Source organism: Pseudomonas sp. NY15463 (assembly GCF_048068415.1).
Lineage (GTDB): Bacteria > Pseudomonadota > Gammaproteobacteria > Pseudomonadales > Pseudomonadaceae > Aquipseudomonas > Aquipseudomonas mosselii_C.
Genome location: NZ_JBLUQD010000002.1, coordinates 1 through 18,203 on the forward strand (window position 1 = coordinate 1; position 18,203 = coordinate 18,203).

The 18,203-nt window shown below is 63.7% G+C and carries 14 protein-coding genes and 2 pseudogenes; 5 read left to right on the forward strand and 11 right to left on the reverse strand.

The window, feature by feature from the left end; all coding sequences use genetic code 11:
* Positions 1-1,095: retention module-containing protein (locus tag ACNFIC_RS04155; RefSeq protein ID WP_416780042.1), on the reverse strand; the 1,095-nt coding region annotated here is incomplete at its 3' end.
* Positions 1,096-1,579: 484 nt separating this feature from the next.
* On the opposite strand from ACNFIC_RS04155, the gene ACNFIC_RS04160 reads away from it, so the two are divergent.
* The 3 genes from ACNFIC_RS04160 (at position 1,580) to ACNFIC_RS04170 (ending at position 6,641) form a co-directional block, all read left to right on the forward strand.
* Complete coding sequence (locus ACNFIC_RS04160) at positions 1,580-2,953, forward strand: TolC family outer membrane protein (RefSeq protein ID WP_138218287.1); 1,374 nt, start codon at positions 1,580-1,582, stop codon at positions 2,951-2,953.
* Positions 2,954-3,105: 152 nt separating this feature from the next.
* Positions 3,106-5,241 (forward strand): type I secretion system permease/ATPase, encoded by a 2,136-nt coding sequence (locus ACNFIC_RS04165; protein WP_416780621.1) that lies wholly within the window; start codon positions 3,106-3,108, stop codon positions 5,239-5,241.
* Between the two features lie 44 nt (positions 5,242-5,285).
* Positions 5,286-6,641 (forward strand): HlyD family type I secretion periplasmic adaptor subunit, encoded by a 1,356-nt coding sequence (locus tag ACNFIC_RS04170; protein ID WP_416780044.1) that lies wholly within the window; start codon positions 5,286-5,288, stop codon positions 6,639-6,641.
* 45 nt (positions 6,642-6,686) lie between these two features.
* On the opposite strand, the gene ACNFIC_RS04175 is transcribed toward ACNFIC_RS04170, so the two are convergent.
* The 8 genes and pseudogenes from ACNFIC_RS04175 to ACNFIC_RS04210 all read right to left on the reverse strand — a co-directional run bounded on the left by ACNFIC_RS04175 (position 6,687) and on the right by ACNFIC_RS04210 (position 14,139).
* Positions 6,687-7,424 (reverse strand): peptidase, encoded by a 738-nt coding sequence (locus tag ACNFIC_RS04175; protein WP_138218289.1) that lies wholly within the window; start codon positions 7,422-7,424, stop codon positions 6,687-6,689.
* A 34-nt stretch (positions 7,425-7,458) separates the two neighbouring features.
* A complete protein-coding gene (locus ACNFIC_RS04180) occupies positions 7,459-8,253 on the reverse strand; it encodes a transglutaminase family protein (protein WP_138218290.1) in 795 nt (264 codons plus the stop codon).
* Complete coding sequence (locus tag ACNFIC_RS04185; protein WP_138218291.1) at positions 8,250-9,200, reverse strand: alpha-E domain-containing protein; 951 nt, start codon at positions 9,198-9,200, stop codon at positions 8,250-8,252. Before ACNFIC_RS04185 ends, ACNFIC_RS04180 begins: the two co-directional genes overlap by 4 nt.
* A gap of 3 nt (positions 9,201-9,203) precedes the next feature.
* Positions 9,204-10,613, reverse strand: coding sequence for a circularly permuted type 2 ATP-grasp protein (locus ACNFIC_RS04190; protein WP_138218292.1), 1,410 nt, complete (start codon positions 10,611-10,613; stop codon positions 9,204-9,206).
* A gap of 189 nt (positions 10,614-10,802) precedes the next feature.
* A complete protein-coding gene (locus ACNFIC_RS04195; RefSeq protein ID WP_138218293.1) occupies positions 10,803-11,402 on the reverse strand; it encodes a tRNA-uridine aminocarboxypropyltransferase in 600 nt (199 codons plus the stop codon).
* Positions 11,403-11,552: 150 nt separating this feature from the next.
* Positions 11,553-12,527, reverse strand: a pseudogene (locus tag ACNFIC_RS04200) (methyl-accepting chemotaxis protein); the annotation flags it as partial.
* Between the two features lie 309 nt (positions 12,528-12,836).
* A pseudogene (locus tag ACNFIC_RS04205) lies at positions 12,837-13,118 on the reverse strand (PAS domain-containing protein); the annotation flags it as partial.
* 127 nt (positions 13,119-13,245) lie between these two features.
* On the reverse strand, positions 13,246-14,139 hold the full coding sequence (locus tag ACNFIC_RS04210) for a LysR family transcriptional regulator (RefSeq protein WP_138218295.1): 894 nt from the start codon (positions 14,137-14,139) through the stop codon (positions 13,246-13,248).
* Positions 14,140-14,364: 225 nt separating this feature from the next.
* Between ACNFIC_RS04210 and speB the strand changes: the two genes are divergently transcribed.
* Positions 14,365-15,315 (forward strand): agmatinase, encoded by a 951-nt coding sequence (gene speB / locus ACNFIC_RS04215; RefSeq protein ID WP_138218296.1) that lies wholly within the window; start codon positions 14,365-14,367, stop codon positions 15,313-15,315.
* A gap of 284 nt (positions 15,316-15,599) precedes the next feature.
* The gene (locus ACNFIC_RS04220) at positions 15,600-16,979 is read left to right on the forward strand and encodes a sodium:solute symporter (protein WP_416780049.1); all 1,380 of its coding nucleotides are present in this window, start codon (positions 15,600-15,602) and stop codon (positions 16,977-16,979) included.
* A gap of 74 nt (positions 16,980-17,053) precedes the next feature.
* On the opposite strand, the gene ACNFIC_RS04225 is transcribed toward ACNFIC_RS04220, so the two are convergent.
* Entirely contained in the window at positions 17,054-17,182 is a 129-nt protein-coding gene (locus ACNFIC_RS04225) for a PA1414 family protein (protein WP_256206021.1), read from the reverse strand.
* Between the two features lie 123 nt (positions 17,183-17,305).
* The gene (gene ptrR, locus ACNFIC_RS04230; protein WP_138218298.1) at positions 17,306-18,199 is read right to left on the reverse strand and encodes a putrescine utilization regulator PtrR; all 894 of its coding nucleotides are present in this window, start codon (positions 18,197-18,199) and stop codon (positions 17,306-17,308) included.
* Positions 18,200-18,203: the final 4 nt, after the last annotated feature.

The following is an 18,203-nucleotide window of genomic DNA, read 5'->3' on the forward strand; positions in this document are numbered from 1 at the left end:
GAAGCTGCCGCCCTGGACCATGCCGCCCGGCACGCGGTCGGCGCCCTGGGTGTCGTTGTCCAGCACATTGCCGGTCAGCTCGGTGTGCAGTTCAGTGGCAGGCGTGGCGTTGTGGTCATCCACCGCTTTGGGCACGTCGTCGATGATGTTCACATCCAGCGAGCCGCTGGCCACATCGCCGTCAGTGTCGCTGACCAGCACCGGGAAATGCTCGGACAGCACGTTGTTGCCCGCCCCATCGGCATGCTGATCGGCACCGGTCAGCGTGTAACTGTAGCTCACCACGCCCGTGCCAGGGTTGTAGCCGGTGATCGTCAATGTGTTACCCAGCGCGGTCGTGATCGACTGGCCAACCCCGGTGACCACGCCTGCGGTGACCACATTGATGCCGCCGACACTGAGGTTGAACACACCGTCCGGCGCCACCACGGTGAAGCTTCCGTGTTGGGTCAACTGGCTCGGATCGTTCACCGACCCTTGCGGCAAGTTGGCTTCGTCGAGGGTCAGCTCACCCGGCTCGACATCCAGTCCCACCAGCGTAACCGGATGATCCGGCGGCGTTGGGGTAAACGTGCCCGGGTTGCTGTCGTTGCTGCGCTCGCCCAGGTAGTCACGGGCCAGTTCCGGCACATTGTTGAAGCCCGCCGTAGGAAAACCAATGCTAGGGTCGACACGCCCGGCCACCTCGGTCAGCAGCACAAAGCTGTGTCCGCCGCCCAGCGCACCATTGCCACCAGGATTGGGGCCGGCGGCGGTGGCCTCGGCATCCTGGGTCGGGTCACTGCCGGCTGCAATGGCGCGTTGCAGTTGCTCCACATCGCTGAGCTGCGCTTCGCTGGGGACGGCATCAGGCGCATGCAGGTGGGGCGCGCGATTGGCAAGCAGCTCGGGCGTCATCTCAAGGCTGCTGTCACGCCCCAGCGTGAGTTCGGCGCCGTTGTGCAGGCGCACCGCTACCGCGCCAGTGCTGCCGGTTTCCAGTTGTTCGCCCGCGTACAGCCGGTCGCCCTCCACCAGTACGCGTCGATGACCGTCGTCATCCACCGCGAATACCTGCCCGATCACCTTGCTGACCACGCCGACTAATCTGGCCATGTGCGCACGCCTCCCCTGCCGATGGGCTTTTCGCAGATCAAGACATGTCGGGTATAACGTGCGCCGCTCCGGTGTTTAACGGTTGTTGGAGCGCCGTCCTCACGTCGAAAATCACATTCCTTGTGACACTGTCGCGATAGCGGTTACGGGTAGTGGCCACTCTTAAATGCCAATTTATTGTCGCCAAATACCGCTTTCGCCTTCCTCCCCGGTCTGCTTCGCTGCAAAAAAACTGGAACTTCCGCCGAAGCCCGAAAAACCGCGTATTCCAGACGATTCATCGAGCCACCTGTTTGCAACAATGTCGTGGATTCCTTAGACCTCATAAGTTTTTTTTCGCATATACCTTATGAAAAATTCTTCTTAGCTTGCCCCACAAATGTTCTTAGCTCTGTTGTTACAAACCTGAAACGGTTTGACTCTTATTTTTCGCCATTTTTTTGGCGATTGCAGGAACATTTTTGAGACCAGGGAGAAGTACCCCATGCGCGCTTTAACGCCCATCACCGGTGCAATTCTGTTGGCCATGGCGTGTGCCGACAGTCAGGCGATGTCGATCACCGAGGCCGTCCAGAACGCTGTGGACCACCATCCAGAGATCAGTGCCAGCCGCAACAACAGGCTGTCGGCTGACGAGGATGTGAAATTCGCCCGCGGGGGGTACTACCCGACCGTCGACCTGGTCGCCGGCTACGGCCGTCAGCGCTCGGACAATACCAATACCCGTGGCTTCAACGCCGACGGCACGCGCAATCACAATAAAGAAACCCTCAACTACACCCAGTCCGAACTGCGCCTGCGCCAGATGCTGTTCGACGGTTTCAACACCGCCAACGAAGTCGGTCGCACCGAGGCGGTCGCGGCCTCACGGGCCTACTACACCCAGGCCACCGCTGAAACGGTGGCCCTGCGCGCGGTCGAGGTGTATCTCGAAGTGCTCAAACGCCGTGAGTTGGTTACCTTGGCACGTAATAACCTGCAAGCCCACTTGCGGGTCAACGACCAGATCGGCTTGCGCAGCGAGCGCGGCGTGGGGAGTACCGCCGACCTTGATCAGTCTCGCGCTCGTCGGGCACTGGCTGAGAACAACATGGACACCGCCGAAGTCGACCTGGCCGATGCCGAGGCCAACTTCTTCAGTGTCGTCGGGCGCATGCCTGATGAACTGGAAACGCCCTCCACCATCAAGGCCCAAGTGCCTGCCGACCTGCAGGCAGCTCGCCAAGGCATGCTGGAAAACAACCCCTACCTCAAATCCGCCCAGGCCGACGTGCAGTCGGCCGAGCAACAGTACGAAGTCGCCAAATCGCCGTTCTACCCGCGCCTGGACGCCGTACTGGCCACCGGTGCCGACAACAACATCGGCGGTCAGAAGGGCCATTCCAACAATGACTGGCAGGCCGGTGTCGAACTCAGCTACAACCTGTTCCGCGGCGGCAGCGACAAGGCCCGTCTACAGTCGGATGCGCATAAGATCAACCAGGCCATGGACATCCGTAACAACGCTCTGCGCGAACTCAACGAAAACCTCAGCCTGGCATGGAATGCCATGAACAACGCGCGCAAGCAGACCCCGAGCGCGCGCGAGTATGCCGAAACCACGCAACGGGTACGCGCGGCCTACCAAGACCAGTTTGGGCTGGGCCAGCGCACCCTGCTCGACGTACTCGACAGCGAAAACGAGCTGTACAACGCCAACCGACGCTACACCGAGGTGCGTTACACCGAGGAGTTTTCCATGTACCGCTTGCTGGCGAACATGGGCGAGTTGCTGAGCAAGCAACGCATCTCGTTGCCACCGGAAGCCGTCGCCAAGACCGACGTGAGGAACGAAGCCCGGCTACCGGACATGCGTTGAAGTCGTGTGCGAAAAGTGCCTGCGTGGGCGCAGGTTCATCCGGTCGCTGCGGCCACTTTTCGCGCCCGTCCCAGGGACTGGACGAAACAAGGACTTTTCAACCAGCGCCCATTCCCCGTCCACCGTGACAGGAGTAGGCCATCGTGACCAGTATGCAAAGCGCGCAGCCGCGTGTGGACATCGATGATCCGCTGCTCGATGGCCTGCTGATCCTGTGCCGGCTACAGGGTTGCACGGCCAGTCGCGCGAGCTTGTGCAGTGGCCTGCCCATGGCCGGCCAGCGCTTGAGCCTGGCGTTGCTGCCGCGCGCCGCCGCGCGGGCGGGGTTGCAGGCTCGCGTGCTGGCGCGCGAGCTGAACGCCATTTCCCCGCTCAACCTGCCAGTACTGTTGATACTCAACGATGGTCGCAGCGCGGTACTGCAACGCAGGGACGACAACGGCCGTGCGCTGCTGTTGCCATGCGAGGCCGACGGCGGCGAACAATGGGTGGAGGCCGATGCGCTCGCCCAGGCCTACAGTGGTCACGCCCTGTTCGCGCGCCCCCGGCATACCCTTGAAGACCTGCGCGCGCCGCTGTTGCCTCGGGTCGAGGCGTGGTTTCGCGACACCCTGCGCCATTCCCGCTGGCTGTACGGCGACGCACTGCTGGCGAGCCTGCTGATCAACCTGCTGGGGCTAATGGTGCCGTTGTTCGTCATGCAGACTTACGACCGCGTGGTCCCCAATCAGGCGCTATCAACCTTGTGGGTGCTGGTGGCCGGCCTGTTCATCGGCACGGCCTTCGAGCTGGTGTTGCGCATGGTGCGCGCCCATCTGCTGGACCAGGCTGGCAAGAAAACCGACCTGATCCTCTCTGCCACGCTATTCGAGCGCATCACCGGCATGAGCATGAAGGCACGTCCTGCCACCATCGGCGGGTTCGCGCAAAGCATCCATGACTTCCAGGGCCTGCGCGAATTCCTCACGGCAGTGACCTTGACCAGCATCATCGACCTGCCCTTCGTTGCCCTGATGCTCGTGGTAATCGGCCTGCTCGGCGGCTGGCTGGTGCTGATTCCGCTGATCGCCTTCCCACTGGCGGTGGGCCTGGCGCTGCTGATCCAGGCACGTTTGCGCGACACCGTGCAAAAGAGCCTGAGCCTGGGTGCCGTGCGCCAGGCGCTGCTGATCGAGACCCTTGGCGGGCTGGAAACCCTCAAGGCCTGTGGCGCCGAGAGCGAACGCCAGTATCAGTGGGAACACACCAACGGCGCTATCGCAAGGCTCGATGCCCACGCGCGCAACCTGTCGTCGCTGGCCACCAACGGGACGCTGTTCATCCAGCAGTTCTGCGGCATGGCCACCATCGTGGCCGGCGTGTACAGCATCATTGCCGGCAATCTCAGCGTCGGCGCGCTGGTGGCCAGCTACATGCTTGGTAGCCGGGTACTCGCCCCGCTCGGGCAGATCGCCGGGCTGATCACACGCTACCAGCAAGCCCAACTGACCATGCGCAGTACCGACGCCCTGATGGGCTTGCCCCAGGAGCGCCAGGCTGAACACCACGCCCTTGAGCACACCGCCCTGCAAGGCGCCCTGAGCGTCAGCCACGCCACGTTCCGCTACCCCGGACAAAGCGCTGCTGCGCTGAACGACATCCACTTCAACCTGGCGCCTGGCGAGCGCATCGGCATCATCGGCCGCAGCGGCTCGGGCAAGAGCACCCTGACCCGCCTGCTCATGGGCTTTCACCACCCCGACGAAGGCCAGGTGCTGTTGGACAACCTCGACCTGCGCCAGTTGGACATCGCCGACCTGCGCAGCCAGCTTGGCTACGTGGCCCACGACCTGCCTCTGCTGGCCGGCAGCCTGCGCGACAACCTAACCCTCGGTGCCCGCCAGGTGAGCGACGCGCGCATGCTAGAGGTGGCCGAACTGACAGGGGTGAGCGAGCTGGCCCGACAGCACCCGCAAGGCTTCGACCGCCCCGTGGGCGAACGTGGCCAACTGCTCTCCGGCGGCCAGCGCCAGGCGGTGCTGCTGGCACGGGCACTGCTGCTGGAACCGCCGATCCTGATTCTCGACGAACCCACCAGCCACATGGACAACAGCAGCGAAGACCAACTGCGCCAACGCCTGATGGGCTGGGTACCTGGCAAGACGTTGCTGCTGGTCACCCACCGCACCTCGATGCTCAGCCTGGTGGACCGGCTGTTGGTACTGGACAACGGCAAGATCGTCGCCGACGGTCCGAAAGACTCAGTCATCGATGCGCTGCGCAAGGGGCGTATCGGCTCGGCATTTTGAACGCACAGCCCCGCACCGGCCCTACTCTGTCTTGGAGGTAGCCCATGTCCATCGAGCATCGCGTGCACAGCTATGTCCAAGGTGCAGACAAGCGCGCCGAACGCGATTACATGCCCGAGCTTGCCGGCGCCACCTTGCAGGATTCACCGCGTCTTTCGCGCCTGACCGTGTGGCTAGCCGCCAGCCTGCTGCTGGTAGCGCTGGTGTGGGCCAACTTCGCGGTGCTCGACGAAGTCACGGTCGGCGAGGGCAAGGCCATCCCATCGAGCAAGGTGCAGGTCGTGCAGAACCTCGAAGGCGGTATCGTCACCGAGATCTTCGTGCGCGAAGGGCAGATGGTGGCCAAGGGCGCCACCCTGCTGCGCCTGGATGACACTCGGTTCAAGTCCAACAAGGGCGAAAGCGAAGCCGATCGCTACGCCCTCACCGCCCAGGTCGAGCGCCTGTCGGCCGAGGCCGAGGGCAAGCCGTTCGTGCTGTCCGATGAAGTGCGCAGCAAAGCCCCGCAGGTCGCCGCCGACGAGGCCGCACTCTACGACTCGCGCCAGCGCCGGCTGGCCAGCGAAAAGCAGACCCTCAACGAACAACTGCGTCAGAAGACCCAGGAGTTGGCCGAGTTTCGCTCCAAAGTCGACCAGTACCGCTCGGCCGTGGCCCTGTTGCAGCAGGAGCTGGACATGTCCACGCCGCTGGTGGGCAAAGGCGCCATCTCGCCCGTGGAGATCCTGCGCCTGAAACAACGCAGCGTCGAAGCCCGTGGCCAGCTCAGCGCCACCAGCCTGGCCATCCCCCGTGCCGAAGCGGCGGTGGCAGAAATCCGCAGCAAGATCCAGGAATCCGACGCCAGCTTCCGCTCAGACGCGGCCAAGGAGCTCAACGACAAACGCACGGAGTTGTCGAAGATCACTGCGACCAGCATCGCCATCGACGACCGGGTCAAGCGCACCACCGTGGTGTCGCCTGTGCGCGGCATCGTCAAGATGCTCAAGGTCAACACCATCGGCGGCGTGGTGCAGCCCGGCAGCGACCTGGTGGAGATCGTGCCGATCGAGGACAACCTGCTGATCGAGGCCAAGGTACGACCACAGGATGTAGCGTTCCTGCATCCGGGGCAGACCGCGATGGTCAAGTTCAGTGCCTATGACTACACGATCTACGGCGGGCTCAAAGCCAAGTTGGAGCTGATCGGCGCAGACACCGTGACCGACGACAAAGGCAATGCCTTCTACCTGATCCAAGTGCGTACCGACAAAAACCACCTGGGCGGGGACAACAAGCCGCTGCTGATCATCCCCGGCATGGTCGCCACGGTGGATATCATCACCGGGCAGAAGAGCGTACTCGACTACCTGTTGAAGCCGGTGCTCAAGGCCCGTACCGAGGCGATGCGCGAGCGCTGAGCCGGGTGACACGCACCCGCCCGTTCCCGGCCCTACGACGTCCCGTCAACACGGGCGAAGGTAGGCCTGTGGCGGCTCTGGCAACGCCGCCAACAGATCCCGCAGGCCATCGGCCCACTGCGCCTGGATCTGCAGAAAATACGGATCCTGGGCCGTTATCCGCTGACAGTTGCTCGCCACCAGGCTGTCCTTGCGGTACACCAAGACATCCAGCGGCATGCCCACCGACAGGTTGCTGCGCATGGTCGAATCGAACGAGATCAGCCCGCAGCGCAACCCCTCCCCCAGCGGCGTGTGATGCAGCAGGTTGCGATCGAGAATCGGCCGGCCGTACTTGCTCTCGCCCAACTGCATGAACGGCGTGTCTTCGGTGGCCTGGATGAAGTTGCCTTGCGGGTAGATGCTGTAAACGCCCATGGGCTGCTCGGCGATCTGCCCGCCTACCAGGAACGAACAGCTCAGGTCGACCTTGCCCGACAGCTTGGTACTGTCACGGGCGATCACCTCGCGTACCGTCTCGGCCACCAGCGCTGTGGCGTCATACAGCGTCGGCACGTTGAGCAGGTGCTGGACTTCCTGGTTGCAGCGCTGGCGCAGCAGGCTCACCACCGACTGCGAGGTAGCCAAGTTGCCAGCACTTTGCAGCACGATCAGGCGCTCGCCGGGACGGGTGAACACGAACAACTTGCGAAACGTCGAGATCTGGTCGATCCCGGCATTGGTGCGTGAGTCGGAAATGAACACCAGGCCATCGGCCAGGTGCATGGCAACGCAGTACGTCATGGTGCTGGCTCATGCAGATGAAAGGGGGGCGCTGTTACTGTTGAGCCTCGGGCAGCGAACTGACCAGGACCTGCGCCTGCATCGACTCGGTTCCGCCGCCACGGCGCATGCCGCGTACCGGGCAGGCGTCGAGGTAGTCATGCCCGACCGCCAGCTTCAGGTGGCGTTCGGGCCGGGCCAGGCGGTTGGTCACATCGAAGCTGTACCAGCCGTCATCGAGCCAAACTTCGGCCCAGGCATGGCTGGCCAGATGGCTTTCGTCCTCGGTGCACAGGTAGCCCGAAACATAGCGCGCCGGCACGCCCAGACTGCGCGCGCAGGCCAGAAAGGCATGGGTATGGTCCTGGCACACCCCGACACGCCTGGCGAAGGCTTCGGCGGCCACGGTATCGACCGTCGTGGCGCCAGGGCTGTAGGGCATATGATCGGCCAATCCGTTCATCAAGTCGGTCAGCGCCGCGCGATCGCGGCGGGCGCCACAGTGCTTCACGGCAAAGGCGCGCAGGGCCTCATCCGGGCTGCTGAGCTTGCTCGAACGCAGGAACGGCAACGGCGACTGGGTATCGTATTCCACCTCCAGGTACTGATCGATCTCCACCTCACCGTGGGCGCTGAGCATCAGCGCCCCATGCGGCTCGTCGAGGGTCAGCACATGCAGCACGTTGCCATATGGGTCGAGCTGACTGCCCACCGCGCGCGGCAGTTCCAGTTGCCATTGCAGGATGCGCTGACGGGCGCTGCTCTTGGGCGTCAGGCGCAGGAGCTGGATGCTCATGCACACGTCATCGGAGTAGTGATAGGTGGTGTCATGGCGGATGGACAGTCTCATACTACCTCCAGGTAGGAATCGTGAACGTTCTGCCCCAAGTGGTTGATCTGACCGATGTAGTGGGTCAGCCACTGGTGCAGCCCGGACTCAAGAATCTCTTCGATACCGGTGAAGCGCAGCCGTGCGCTCAGTTCAGCCGCCAGGCGCTGCGCTGGCCGCCCGTTTTCGCCCGGCAATCCCGCCAGCAGGTGCGCCAGCTCCTCGACACAGGCATGCAGCGAACGCGGCACATCCGCGCGCAACAGCAACATCTCCGACACCTGCTCGGCGCCCGGCGCTGTACGGTAGATTTCGTTGAACGCCTCGAATGAAGACAGCGCGCGCAACAAGGCGCTCCACTGGTAATAGCCGCGGGCCGAGTCGTCGCTCACCTCCTCGGACTCCTCGCCGAACATTTCGTAGCGTGCATCGAGCAGGCGCAAGGTGTTGTCGGCACGCTCCAGAAACGTGCCCAGGCGGATGAAGCCATAGGCTTCGTTGCGCATGATGGTGCCGGACGTGGCGCCACGGAACAGGTGCGAGCGCTCCTTGACCCACTCGCAGAAGTGGTTGATGCCATAGCGCGCCAGGCCTTTGTCGGCGATGTTGCGCATTTCCAGCCACGTGGCGTTGATGTTCTCCCACATATCGGCGGTAATCCGCCCACGCACCGCATGGGCATTGGCACGGGCCGCGCGTAGACAGCAGTAGATGCTGCCGGGGTTGCTGTCGTCCAGGGCGAAGAAATGCAGCATGCGCTCCACGTCGAGTTCGCCATGCCGACGGTGATAATCGTCCAGCGTTCCGGCCGCCAGCAGCGACATTGCCAGCTCCGCGCGGCCATCGCTGCGGCCAGCCTGGGGCATCAGCGATAGCGAGTAGCTCACTTCGAGCATGCGCGCGAGGTTCTCCGCGCGCTCCAGGTAACGGGACATCCAGTACAGGTCCGAAGCGGTCCTTGAAAGCATCAGTCAGTCCTCCACCACCCAGGTGTCCTTGGTACCGCCGCCCTGCGACGAGTTCACCACCAGCGAGCCCTCGCGCAGTGCCACGCGGGTCAGGCCGCCAGGGACCAGACGGGTTTCCTTGCCCGACAGCACGAACGGGCGCAGGTCGATATGCCGAGGCGAGATACCGCTCTCGACGAAGGTTGGGCAGGTGGACAGGCACAGCGTCGGCTGAGCGATGTACGCCTCAGGACGCGCCTTGATACGCGCGCGAAAGGCCTCGATCTCTGCCGCCGTGGCCGCCGGCCCAACCAGCATGCCGTAGCCGCCTGAACCTTGGGTTTCCTTGACCACCAGCTCCGGCAGGTTGGCCAGCACATGAGACAGCTCGGCGGGCTTGCGGCATTGCCAGGTCGGCACGTTGCGCAGGATCGGCTCCTCGGCCAGGTAATAGCGGATCATGTCGTCGACATACGGGTAGATCGACTTGTCATCGGCCACCCCGGTGCCCACGGCGTTGGCCAGCACCACGTTGCCAGCGCGGTAGGCGGTGATCAGGCCGGGTACACCCAGCAGTGAGTCAGGGTTGAAGGTCAGCGGGTCGAGGAAGGCGTCGTCCAAGCGACGGTAGATCACATCCACCGCCTGGGGGCCTGAGGTGGTGCGCATGAACACGCGGTTGTCGCGCACGAACAAATCGGCACCTTCCACCAGTTCCACACCCATTTCGCGGGCCAGGAAGGCATGCTCGAAATATGCGCTGTTGAAGCGCCCCGGGGTCAATACCACGGTGGTGGGGTTGTCCAGCGGGCTTGAGCTTTTGAGGGTATCGAGCAGCAGGTTGGGGTAGTGATCGATGGGAGCCACCCGCTGGGCGGCGAACAGCTCGGGGAACAGGCGCATCATCATCTTGCGGTCTTCGAGCATATAGCTCACGCCGCTGGGGGTGCGCAGGTTGTCTTCGAGCACGTAGTAGCTGCCGTCGCCATCGCGCACCAGATCGACGCCAGCAATGTGCGCATAGATACCCCGGTGCAGGTCCAGCCCCTGCATGGCCACCTGGTAGCCGTCATTGGCCAACACCTGCTCCGGCGGGATGATGCCCTGCTTGAGGATGCGCTGGTCGTGGTAGATGTCTTCGAGGAACAGGTTCAGGGCCTGCACCCGTTGGATGCAGCCGCGCTCGACCACCTGCCATTCGCTGGCCTTGATGCTGCGCGGAATGATATCGAAGGGGATCAACCGCTCGGTCCCCTGCTCATCCCCGTACAGAGTGAACGTGATGCCAGCCCGATGAAACAACAGATCAGCCTCGCGACGACGCTGGTCCAACAGCTCCAACGGCGTGTTGGACAACCAGCGTGCGAACGCCTGGTAATGGGGCCGGCAAGTGCCCGCCGCATCGTACATCTCATTGAAAAAGTCCCGAGGCATACTCAACTCCTGACCACGCGATGCATATCCGTTAACGATGCGCAGTTGACCTAGCAATAGCAGTGCCGAAAACACGCCACATCAGGTGCGCCAAGGGGTACGCAGGGGACGACTGGCGCGGCGACGCACCAGAACAGGGCGCACGCTAGCGCGCGCTTCCTGGGATGAACCAAAACAGGCTGCCGAGACTCAAGGCTCTGCGTGATTGCGCGCGAAGGTTTCCTGCCCCATGGCGCTGATCTGTCCTTCGATCAAGGCGTCGAAGGGGCGCAGCAAGGCGTCGAAGCCGGTCGGTGCCTCCAGCGTGTTCAATGCGTGCACCACCGCTTCGAGGGTCGACAACGCCCCAGGCTCGGGCGCCTTGCGCAGGCGATAGCGCGACGGCGCGACCTGCGCCAGGGTAACCCTTGGCAGCGTTTCCAGCAGTGGATTCAGGTACAGCAGCTTGCGCGCCTTGCGCCAGGTGCCGTCGGGGACGATCAGCAGCAACGGGCAGGTGTCTGGCATGGCGTAGGCATCCAGCACCTGTGCTTGTGCCCCGGGGAACAAGAGTGCCGGACGATAGCCAGGGGTTTGCAGCAAGGCGTCCAGATCTTCGAACACTTCGCCCACGCGCAACTCGGCATTGACCAGCCCCAGGGCCGCCAAGCGCGCCGTGTTGAGGGCGTGCGCCGACTCGCTGGGGTGCTGCAGCAACACGACACGGGTGCGGCTGGCGAGGCGCGGGATCAGCGGGCAAAGGCAATGGGCGAGCGGGCGCTGGCAGCGCTCGCAGCGGGGTCTGGGCATGAGGGCCTCCGTTGGCGGGCGAATTTTGCCACATCCCGAAACTTTCAGCCCGTTCTGCGCAGCAGGCGCGGGCAGGCCCGCACCCACTGGAAACACACGTGTCAAGCGATGGGAACGGGCTTGACCGTGGACCGCCCGGCACGCCGTACCCTATCGATTGAACCGCTCCGCTAGGCTGTGCAGGTACTCCGCCATGCGTTCGAGGTCCTGGCTGATCTCGGCGCCTTGCCTGGCCTGGCCCGCACTTTCATCGCACAGTTGTGCGATGCGCACGATCTGCTGGTTGATATCCTCGGCCACATGGCTCTGCTGCTCGGAGGCCGTGGCCATCTGCTGGCTCATGCCGGTGATCCGGCTGACTGCCTGGGCGATACCGGCCAACGCCTGCTGCACCGCCTCGACACTGTGCACGCTGTCCTGGGAGATCTGCTGGCCACGGCTGGCACTGGCCACCGCGCGGTCGGCGCCCGAGCGCAAGGTGGCGATCAGCTGGTGGATCTCGTCGGTGGAAGCGCGAGTGCGCTGGGCCAGCGAACGCACTTCATCGGCCACCACGGCAAAGCCCCTGCCCTGCTCACCGGCACGGGCCGCCTCGATGGCCGCATTGAGCGCCAGCAGGTTGGTCTGCTCGGCGATCGAGGTGATCACATCCACCACCCCGCCGATCGACTGGGTCTGCTCGGCCAGGGCGTTGACCGCCTGGCCGATATCGCTGACCGCCTCGCTCATGCTGCCCATGGCGCGCAGGCTTTGCTGCGCCAGGTCGCTGCCCTGCTGGGCAAGCTGGTCAGCGTCGCCGGCAGCGTGGGCAGTGCTTTGTACGTTATGCGTGACTTGCTGGATAGTCGCGGCCATTTGCGCGATGGCGGTGGCCGACTGGTCGGTCTCGCTGCGCTGACGATCGAGCATCTGCGCCTGCGAATCGGACAGCTCGGACGATTGCGCAGCCCGCGACTTCACCCCAACGCCGGCATCGACCAGGCGCGTCAGCGCGGTCTGCAAGCGCGCCTCCTCACTGAAAATAGCCAGGTCCAGCTGGCCGCGCAGCCCAGGGCTGTCGCTGTAGGTCAACGCCACCAGCGGGCTGGTGAAGGCCTTGGGGTGCTCGCCGAGGGTACTACGGATCGCCTGGTTCTGGCGCACTTCGATCAGGTACCAAGCCACCAGCAAGCTAGCCATCAGCACGCCCAGGGCGGCATAGGCCGGCAGCCACAGATACGCCAGCGCCGACAGGGCTCCGGCGCCGATCAACGGCCAGCCGCTACTCATGAACTGCGCCAGCCGCGCCGCCCATGGCACTGGCGCACGGCCGCCACGCAAGCGCGCATACAACGCCTCGGCGCGGCGGATTTGCGCGCGGCTGGGCACCGATCGCACCGATTCGTAGCCACTGATCCGGCCGTTTTCGTACACCGCCGTGACATACGCGCTGACCCAGTAGAAATCGCCGTTCTTGGCGCGGTTCTTGACCACCCCCATCCAGGGCTTGCCTTGCTTGATGGTGTCCCACATATGCCCAAACACCGACGGCGGCATGTCGGGATGGCGCACCAGGTTGTGCGGCTGTCCCACCAGCTCGTCATAGGTGAAACCGCTGATGGCCACAAAAGCATCATTGCAATACGTGATGCGGCTGTTCAGGTCGGTGGTGGAAATCAGCCGCTGTTCGTTGGGAAACGTTCTCTCGTGTTCGGTGACGGGCAAATTCATGCGCATCGTTGGCGGTCCCTTGCTGATCCAGATGAGTGGTAAAACATCAAACCACGTAGAGGTTTAGCAGAAGGCCAGCACGACAGCAGCAAGTTTTGCAGGAAATTCACTCGGCCTGATGACCTGCACGATTTCAGCCGACGTTGAGCTGGCTCTTGAGCAGGTCGCGGAAGGTCTGGATCAAGGGTTCGCGGCTGCGACCGCGGCGAATGATGAGCGAGAACGGCGCCTGATAACCGAAAGTGGCCGGCGACAGCACGCGCAAGTCACCTTTGTCGACCCAGGCCTGGGCGTAGTGCTCGGGCAAATAACCGATGTAGGCGCCAGAGAGGATCAGGATCAGCTGCGCCTCCATGCTTTCCACGGTCGCAGCGCTGTGCTTGAAGCCGTGTCGGGCCAACTCTGCCTGGCTCCAGTAACCCCGCCCGACCATGCGCTGCTGGGTGATCACCGGCTCCGGGATACGCCGTTCGCCGTACAGCGGATGCCGGCTGCTGCAATACAACCAGTGCTGCTCGCGGTAAAGCGGCTGGTACAACAACCCACTCATGCGCGAGGAAAACGCGCCGATGGCCAGGTCCAGGCGGTTGTCCTGCACGCCCAGTTGCAGCTCATAGGGGCTTGAGACCGACAGGTGCAAGTGCACCGCCGGGTGCTCCTGGCTATAGGCACCAATGGCCTCGGCCAGCGGCAAGGCACGGTCGCCCACGGTGGAATCGATCACCCCCAGGTTGAGGGTGCCGCGCAGCTCGCCCTTGAGCGCGGCGGCGTACTGCTCGAAGCCGTCCAGCTCGCCCAGCAGGCGCAAGGTTTCCTGATGGAACAACTCGCCCTTGCTGGTCAGGCTGAACCCGCCTCGGCCGCGGTGGCACAGCACGATACCCAAGGCGCTTTCCAACTGGCTCATGTAGGTACTGATGGCCGAGGTGGACAGGTTCAGGTCGCGCTGGGCATTAGCGAATCCCTGGTGGCGCACCACGCTGGCGAAGATCCGCAGCAGTTTCAGGTCGGGCAGCGATGAGGCCATGGAATCAGGGGTCCGCTGGATGGCAATGGCCAGAGTCTAACGCGCCCCGGCGCGGTTAGTTCATAAAATCCTGAAGTAAGTTTTTGTCGGTAGCGATTCTTCCCACGCACTACCTTGCGCAGACTGCGGCGAAATGTCCCTGCTCGCCGGCATCCTTGGTCTTTCAGGCGTGTGGCGGAACAGGTTCGAACAAACAGAACAATCGACCGACTGATGAGGCCCACCGTGGACAAGATTCTCCACCAACCACTGGGCGGCAACGAAATGCCGCGTTTCGGCGGCATCGCCACCATGCTTCGCCTGCCCCACCTGCAAAGCGCTGAGGGCCTGGACGCCGCGTTCATCGGCGTACCGCTGGACATCGGCACCTCGCTGCGCTCAGGCACTCGCTTCGGCCCTCGGCAGATCCGCGCCGAATCGGTGATGATCCGCCCGTACAACATGGCCACCGGCGCCGCCCCGTTCGACTCGCTGTCAGTAGCCGACATCGGTGACGTGGCGATCAACACCTTCAACCTGCTGGACGCCGTGCGCATCATCGAAGAAGCCTACGACGAGATCCTCGAACACAACGTCATCCCCATGACCCTGGGTGGCGACCACACCATCACCCTGCCCATCCTGCGTGCCCTGCACAAGAAGCACGGCAAGATCGGCCTGGTGCACATCGATGCCCACGCCGACGTCAACGACCACATGTTCGGCGAGAAGATCGCCCACGGCACCACCTTCCGCCGCGCCGTGGAAGAAGGCCTACTCGATTGCGACCGCGTGGTGCAGATCGGCCTGCGCGCCCAGGGCTATACCGCCGACGACTTCAATTGGAGCCGCCGCCAGGGCTTTCGCGTGGTGCAGGCCGAAGAATGCTGGCACAAGTCGTTGCAACCACTGATGGCCGAAGTGCGCGAGAAGGTCGGTGGCGGCCCTGTGTACCTGTCGTTCGACATCGACGGCATCGACCCTGCCTGGGCACCGGGCACCGGCACCCCGGAGATCGGCGGCTTGACCACCATCCAGGCGATGGAGATCATCCGCGGCTGCCACGGCCTGGACCTGATCGGCTGTGACCTGGTCGAAGTCTCCCCGCCTTATGACACCACCGGCAACACCTCGCTGCTGGGGGCCAATCTGCTGTTCGAAATGCTCTGCGTGCTGCCAGGGGTGGTACGCCGCTGATTGCAGTGAAGCCCTGTTTTTTGTAGGAGCGGCCTCGTGCGCGATGGGCTGCGCAGCAGCCCCAACCTCTGCACATGCGGTGGTACAGGAAATCCGCGGCTGCTAAGCAGCCCATCGCGCACAAGGCCGCTCCTACAGAGATCTCTGCGACGAATTGATTCACCCCCGGCAGGAGCCATCCGGGAGGGCCACTGAGGCCCGCCAACACAAGACAGCACCGCCGGGCGCCATGAGCCGCCTGGGCGGCTGATCTCGCCATAATAAAGATAATCGGGAGACCCCCAATGGCCTTGGACATCATCGTTGTACTGATCTATGCCGTCGGCATGCTCGGGCTGGGCTACTACGGCATGCGCCGCGCGAAGACCCATGAAGACTACCTGGTAGCCGGGCGTAACCTCGGCCCGACCCTGTACATGGGCACCATGGCCACCACCGTGCTGGGCGGTGCCTCCACCGTCGGCACCGTACGCCTGGGCTATGTGCATGGGATCTCCGGCTTCTGGCTGTGCGCAGCCCTGGGCCTTGGCATCATCGCGCTGAACCTGTTCCTCGCCAAACCGCTACTGCGCCTGAAGATCTTCACCGTCACCCAGGTGCTGGAGCGTCGCTACAACCCCATGGCACGCCAGGCCAGCGCGGCGATCATGCTCGCCTACGCGCTGATGATCGGGGTGACCTCGACCCTGGCCATGGGCACTGTGCTGCAAGTGCTGCTGGATGTGCCGTTCTGGATGGCGCTGCTGTTCGGCGGTGGCGTGGTGGTGGTGTACTCGACCATCGGTGGCATGTGGTCGCTGACCCTGACCGACATCGTCCAGTTCATCATCAAGACCGTAGGCCTGATGTTCATCCTGCTGCCGGTTTGCCTGTACAAGGCCGGTGGCTGGGACATGCTGGTGGCCAAGCTGCCGGCGTCCAGCTTCAGCTGGACCACCATCGGCTGGGACACCATCATCACCTACTTCCTGATCTACTTCTTCGGCATCCTGATCGGCCAGGACATCTGGCAGCGCGTGTTCACCGCGCGTGACGAGAAAGTCTGCCAGCGCGCCGGTACCACCGCAGGCGTCTATTGCGTGCTGTACGGCCTGGCCTGCGCCTTGATCGGCATGGCCGCCCACGTGCTGATGCCGGATCTTGCCAACCCCAACAACGCATTTGCCGAGATGATCAAGGGCCAGCTGCCCGAGGGCGTGCGAGGCCTGCTGATGGCCGCCGCACTGGCCGCGATGATGTCGACCGCCAGCGCAGGCCTGCTGGCCGCCTCGACCACCTTGACCGAAGACCTGCTGCCCAAGCTGCGTGGCGGCAAGCAGTCGAGCCTGGGCATCAATCGCCTGTTCACCCTGCTCACCGGCTTGGTGGTACTGGGCATCGCGCTGGCAGTGAACGATGTGATCAGCGCCCTGACCCTGGCCTATAACCTGCTGGTGGGCGGCATGCTGATCCCGCTGATCGGGGCGATTTTCTGGAAGCGCGCCACCACCGCCGGGGCCATCGCCAGCATGTCGTTGGGCTTTGCCACCGCTCTGCTGTTCATGTTCAAGGACGGCCTGGACGCCAACTCACCGATTTACTACAGCCTGGCCATTGGCCTGGTGAGTTTCGTGCTCGTCAGCCTGGCTTCGCGCAAGCCAGAAGCGGCGGTGAACCTGGCCTGAAACGATCAGAATACCGATAAAACGCAAAAGGCCGGCGCATCTTCACGATGCGCCGGCCTTTTTCTGCGGTGGAATCAGCGGCGGCGCGGCTGGCGCTTACGCTGTTCTTCGTCGGTCGGGATTGGCACCGGCTGTAAGGGTGGCGGTAGCAAACCCAAGGCGACGGCGAGGTCGTGGAGCCAGTTGTACATGCGTTCGTTCATAGTGCCCCCTCGACGGGTCAGCCTCACGGTCAGTCAATCCTGCGATGCTTCATACAGATCATAGCCCTATGTCCTGCATTGCGCATTCGCCTGTTCTACACATAGGGATGATTTTGACTCGGATCAAGCACTGGCCGCAGCTTCCGACGGTCGGCTAATCGTTTCGCTTTGTTGCAGATCGATCCAGGCCTGCAGATTGGCCCCGCGCATGCCTTGGCGCCACATCAGCCAGGTCGTCGCCTGATCGAAGGGGGCTTGCAACCGATGCGCCCGCACCCGGTCACGGCCTGGCAGGCTGTCGAGCATCGATTGCGCCATCAACGCCACGCCCGCACCTGCGATCACACAGGCCAGCATGCTCTGGTAGGACTCGATTTCCATCACCCGCCCCATGGGCGTGTGCGCATGCGCGTACCAGGCTTCAAGGCGCATGCGGTACGAGCAGCCCTGGCGGAAGGTGAACACCGCCTTGCCGGCGACATCCTTGGCGGTGCGCACCGGCGGGTGTTCGGGGCTGCTGATCAGCACCAGGGTTTCGTCGCACAGTGGCACGCCATCGAGCCCGGCCAGGCTGGGCGGGCCGTCCACCAGCGCGGCATCGAGCGTATGGTTGAGCAACCCTTCGAGCAGCTCGCCACTTGGGGCGGCCTGCACTTGCAGGTTCACCGCAGGGTAGGCCTGGTGATAGCGCGCCAGCAACGCCGGCAGGTGGATGGCGGCGGTGCTGTACATAGTGCCCAGCACGAAGTCCCCCGCCGGCTGGCCGCCCTGCACCGCCGCCATCGCTTCGTCGCGCAGCGCGGACAGGCGGTTGGCGTAGTCCAGCAGCACCTTGCCGGCAGGCGACAACTGCAAGCGCTGGCGCTCGCGCAGGAACAGCTCCACGCCCAACTGCTCTTCGAGCTGTCGCAGGCGTGTGGACAGGTTCGACGGCACGCGATGCAGGCGCTCGGCGGCACGCGTGACCGAGCCCTCTTCGGCTACAGCCTGGAAAATACGCAGCTGGCTGAACTCCATGAGA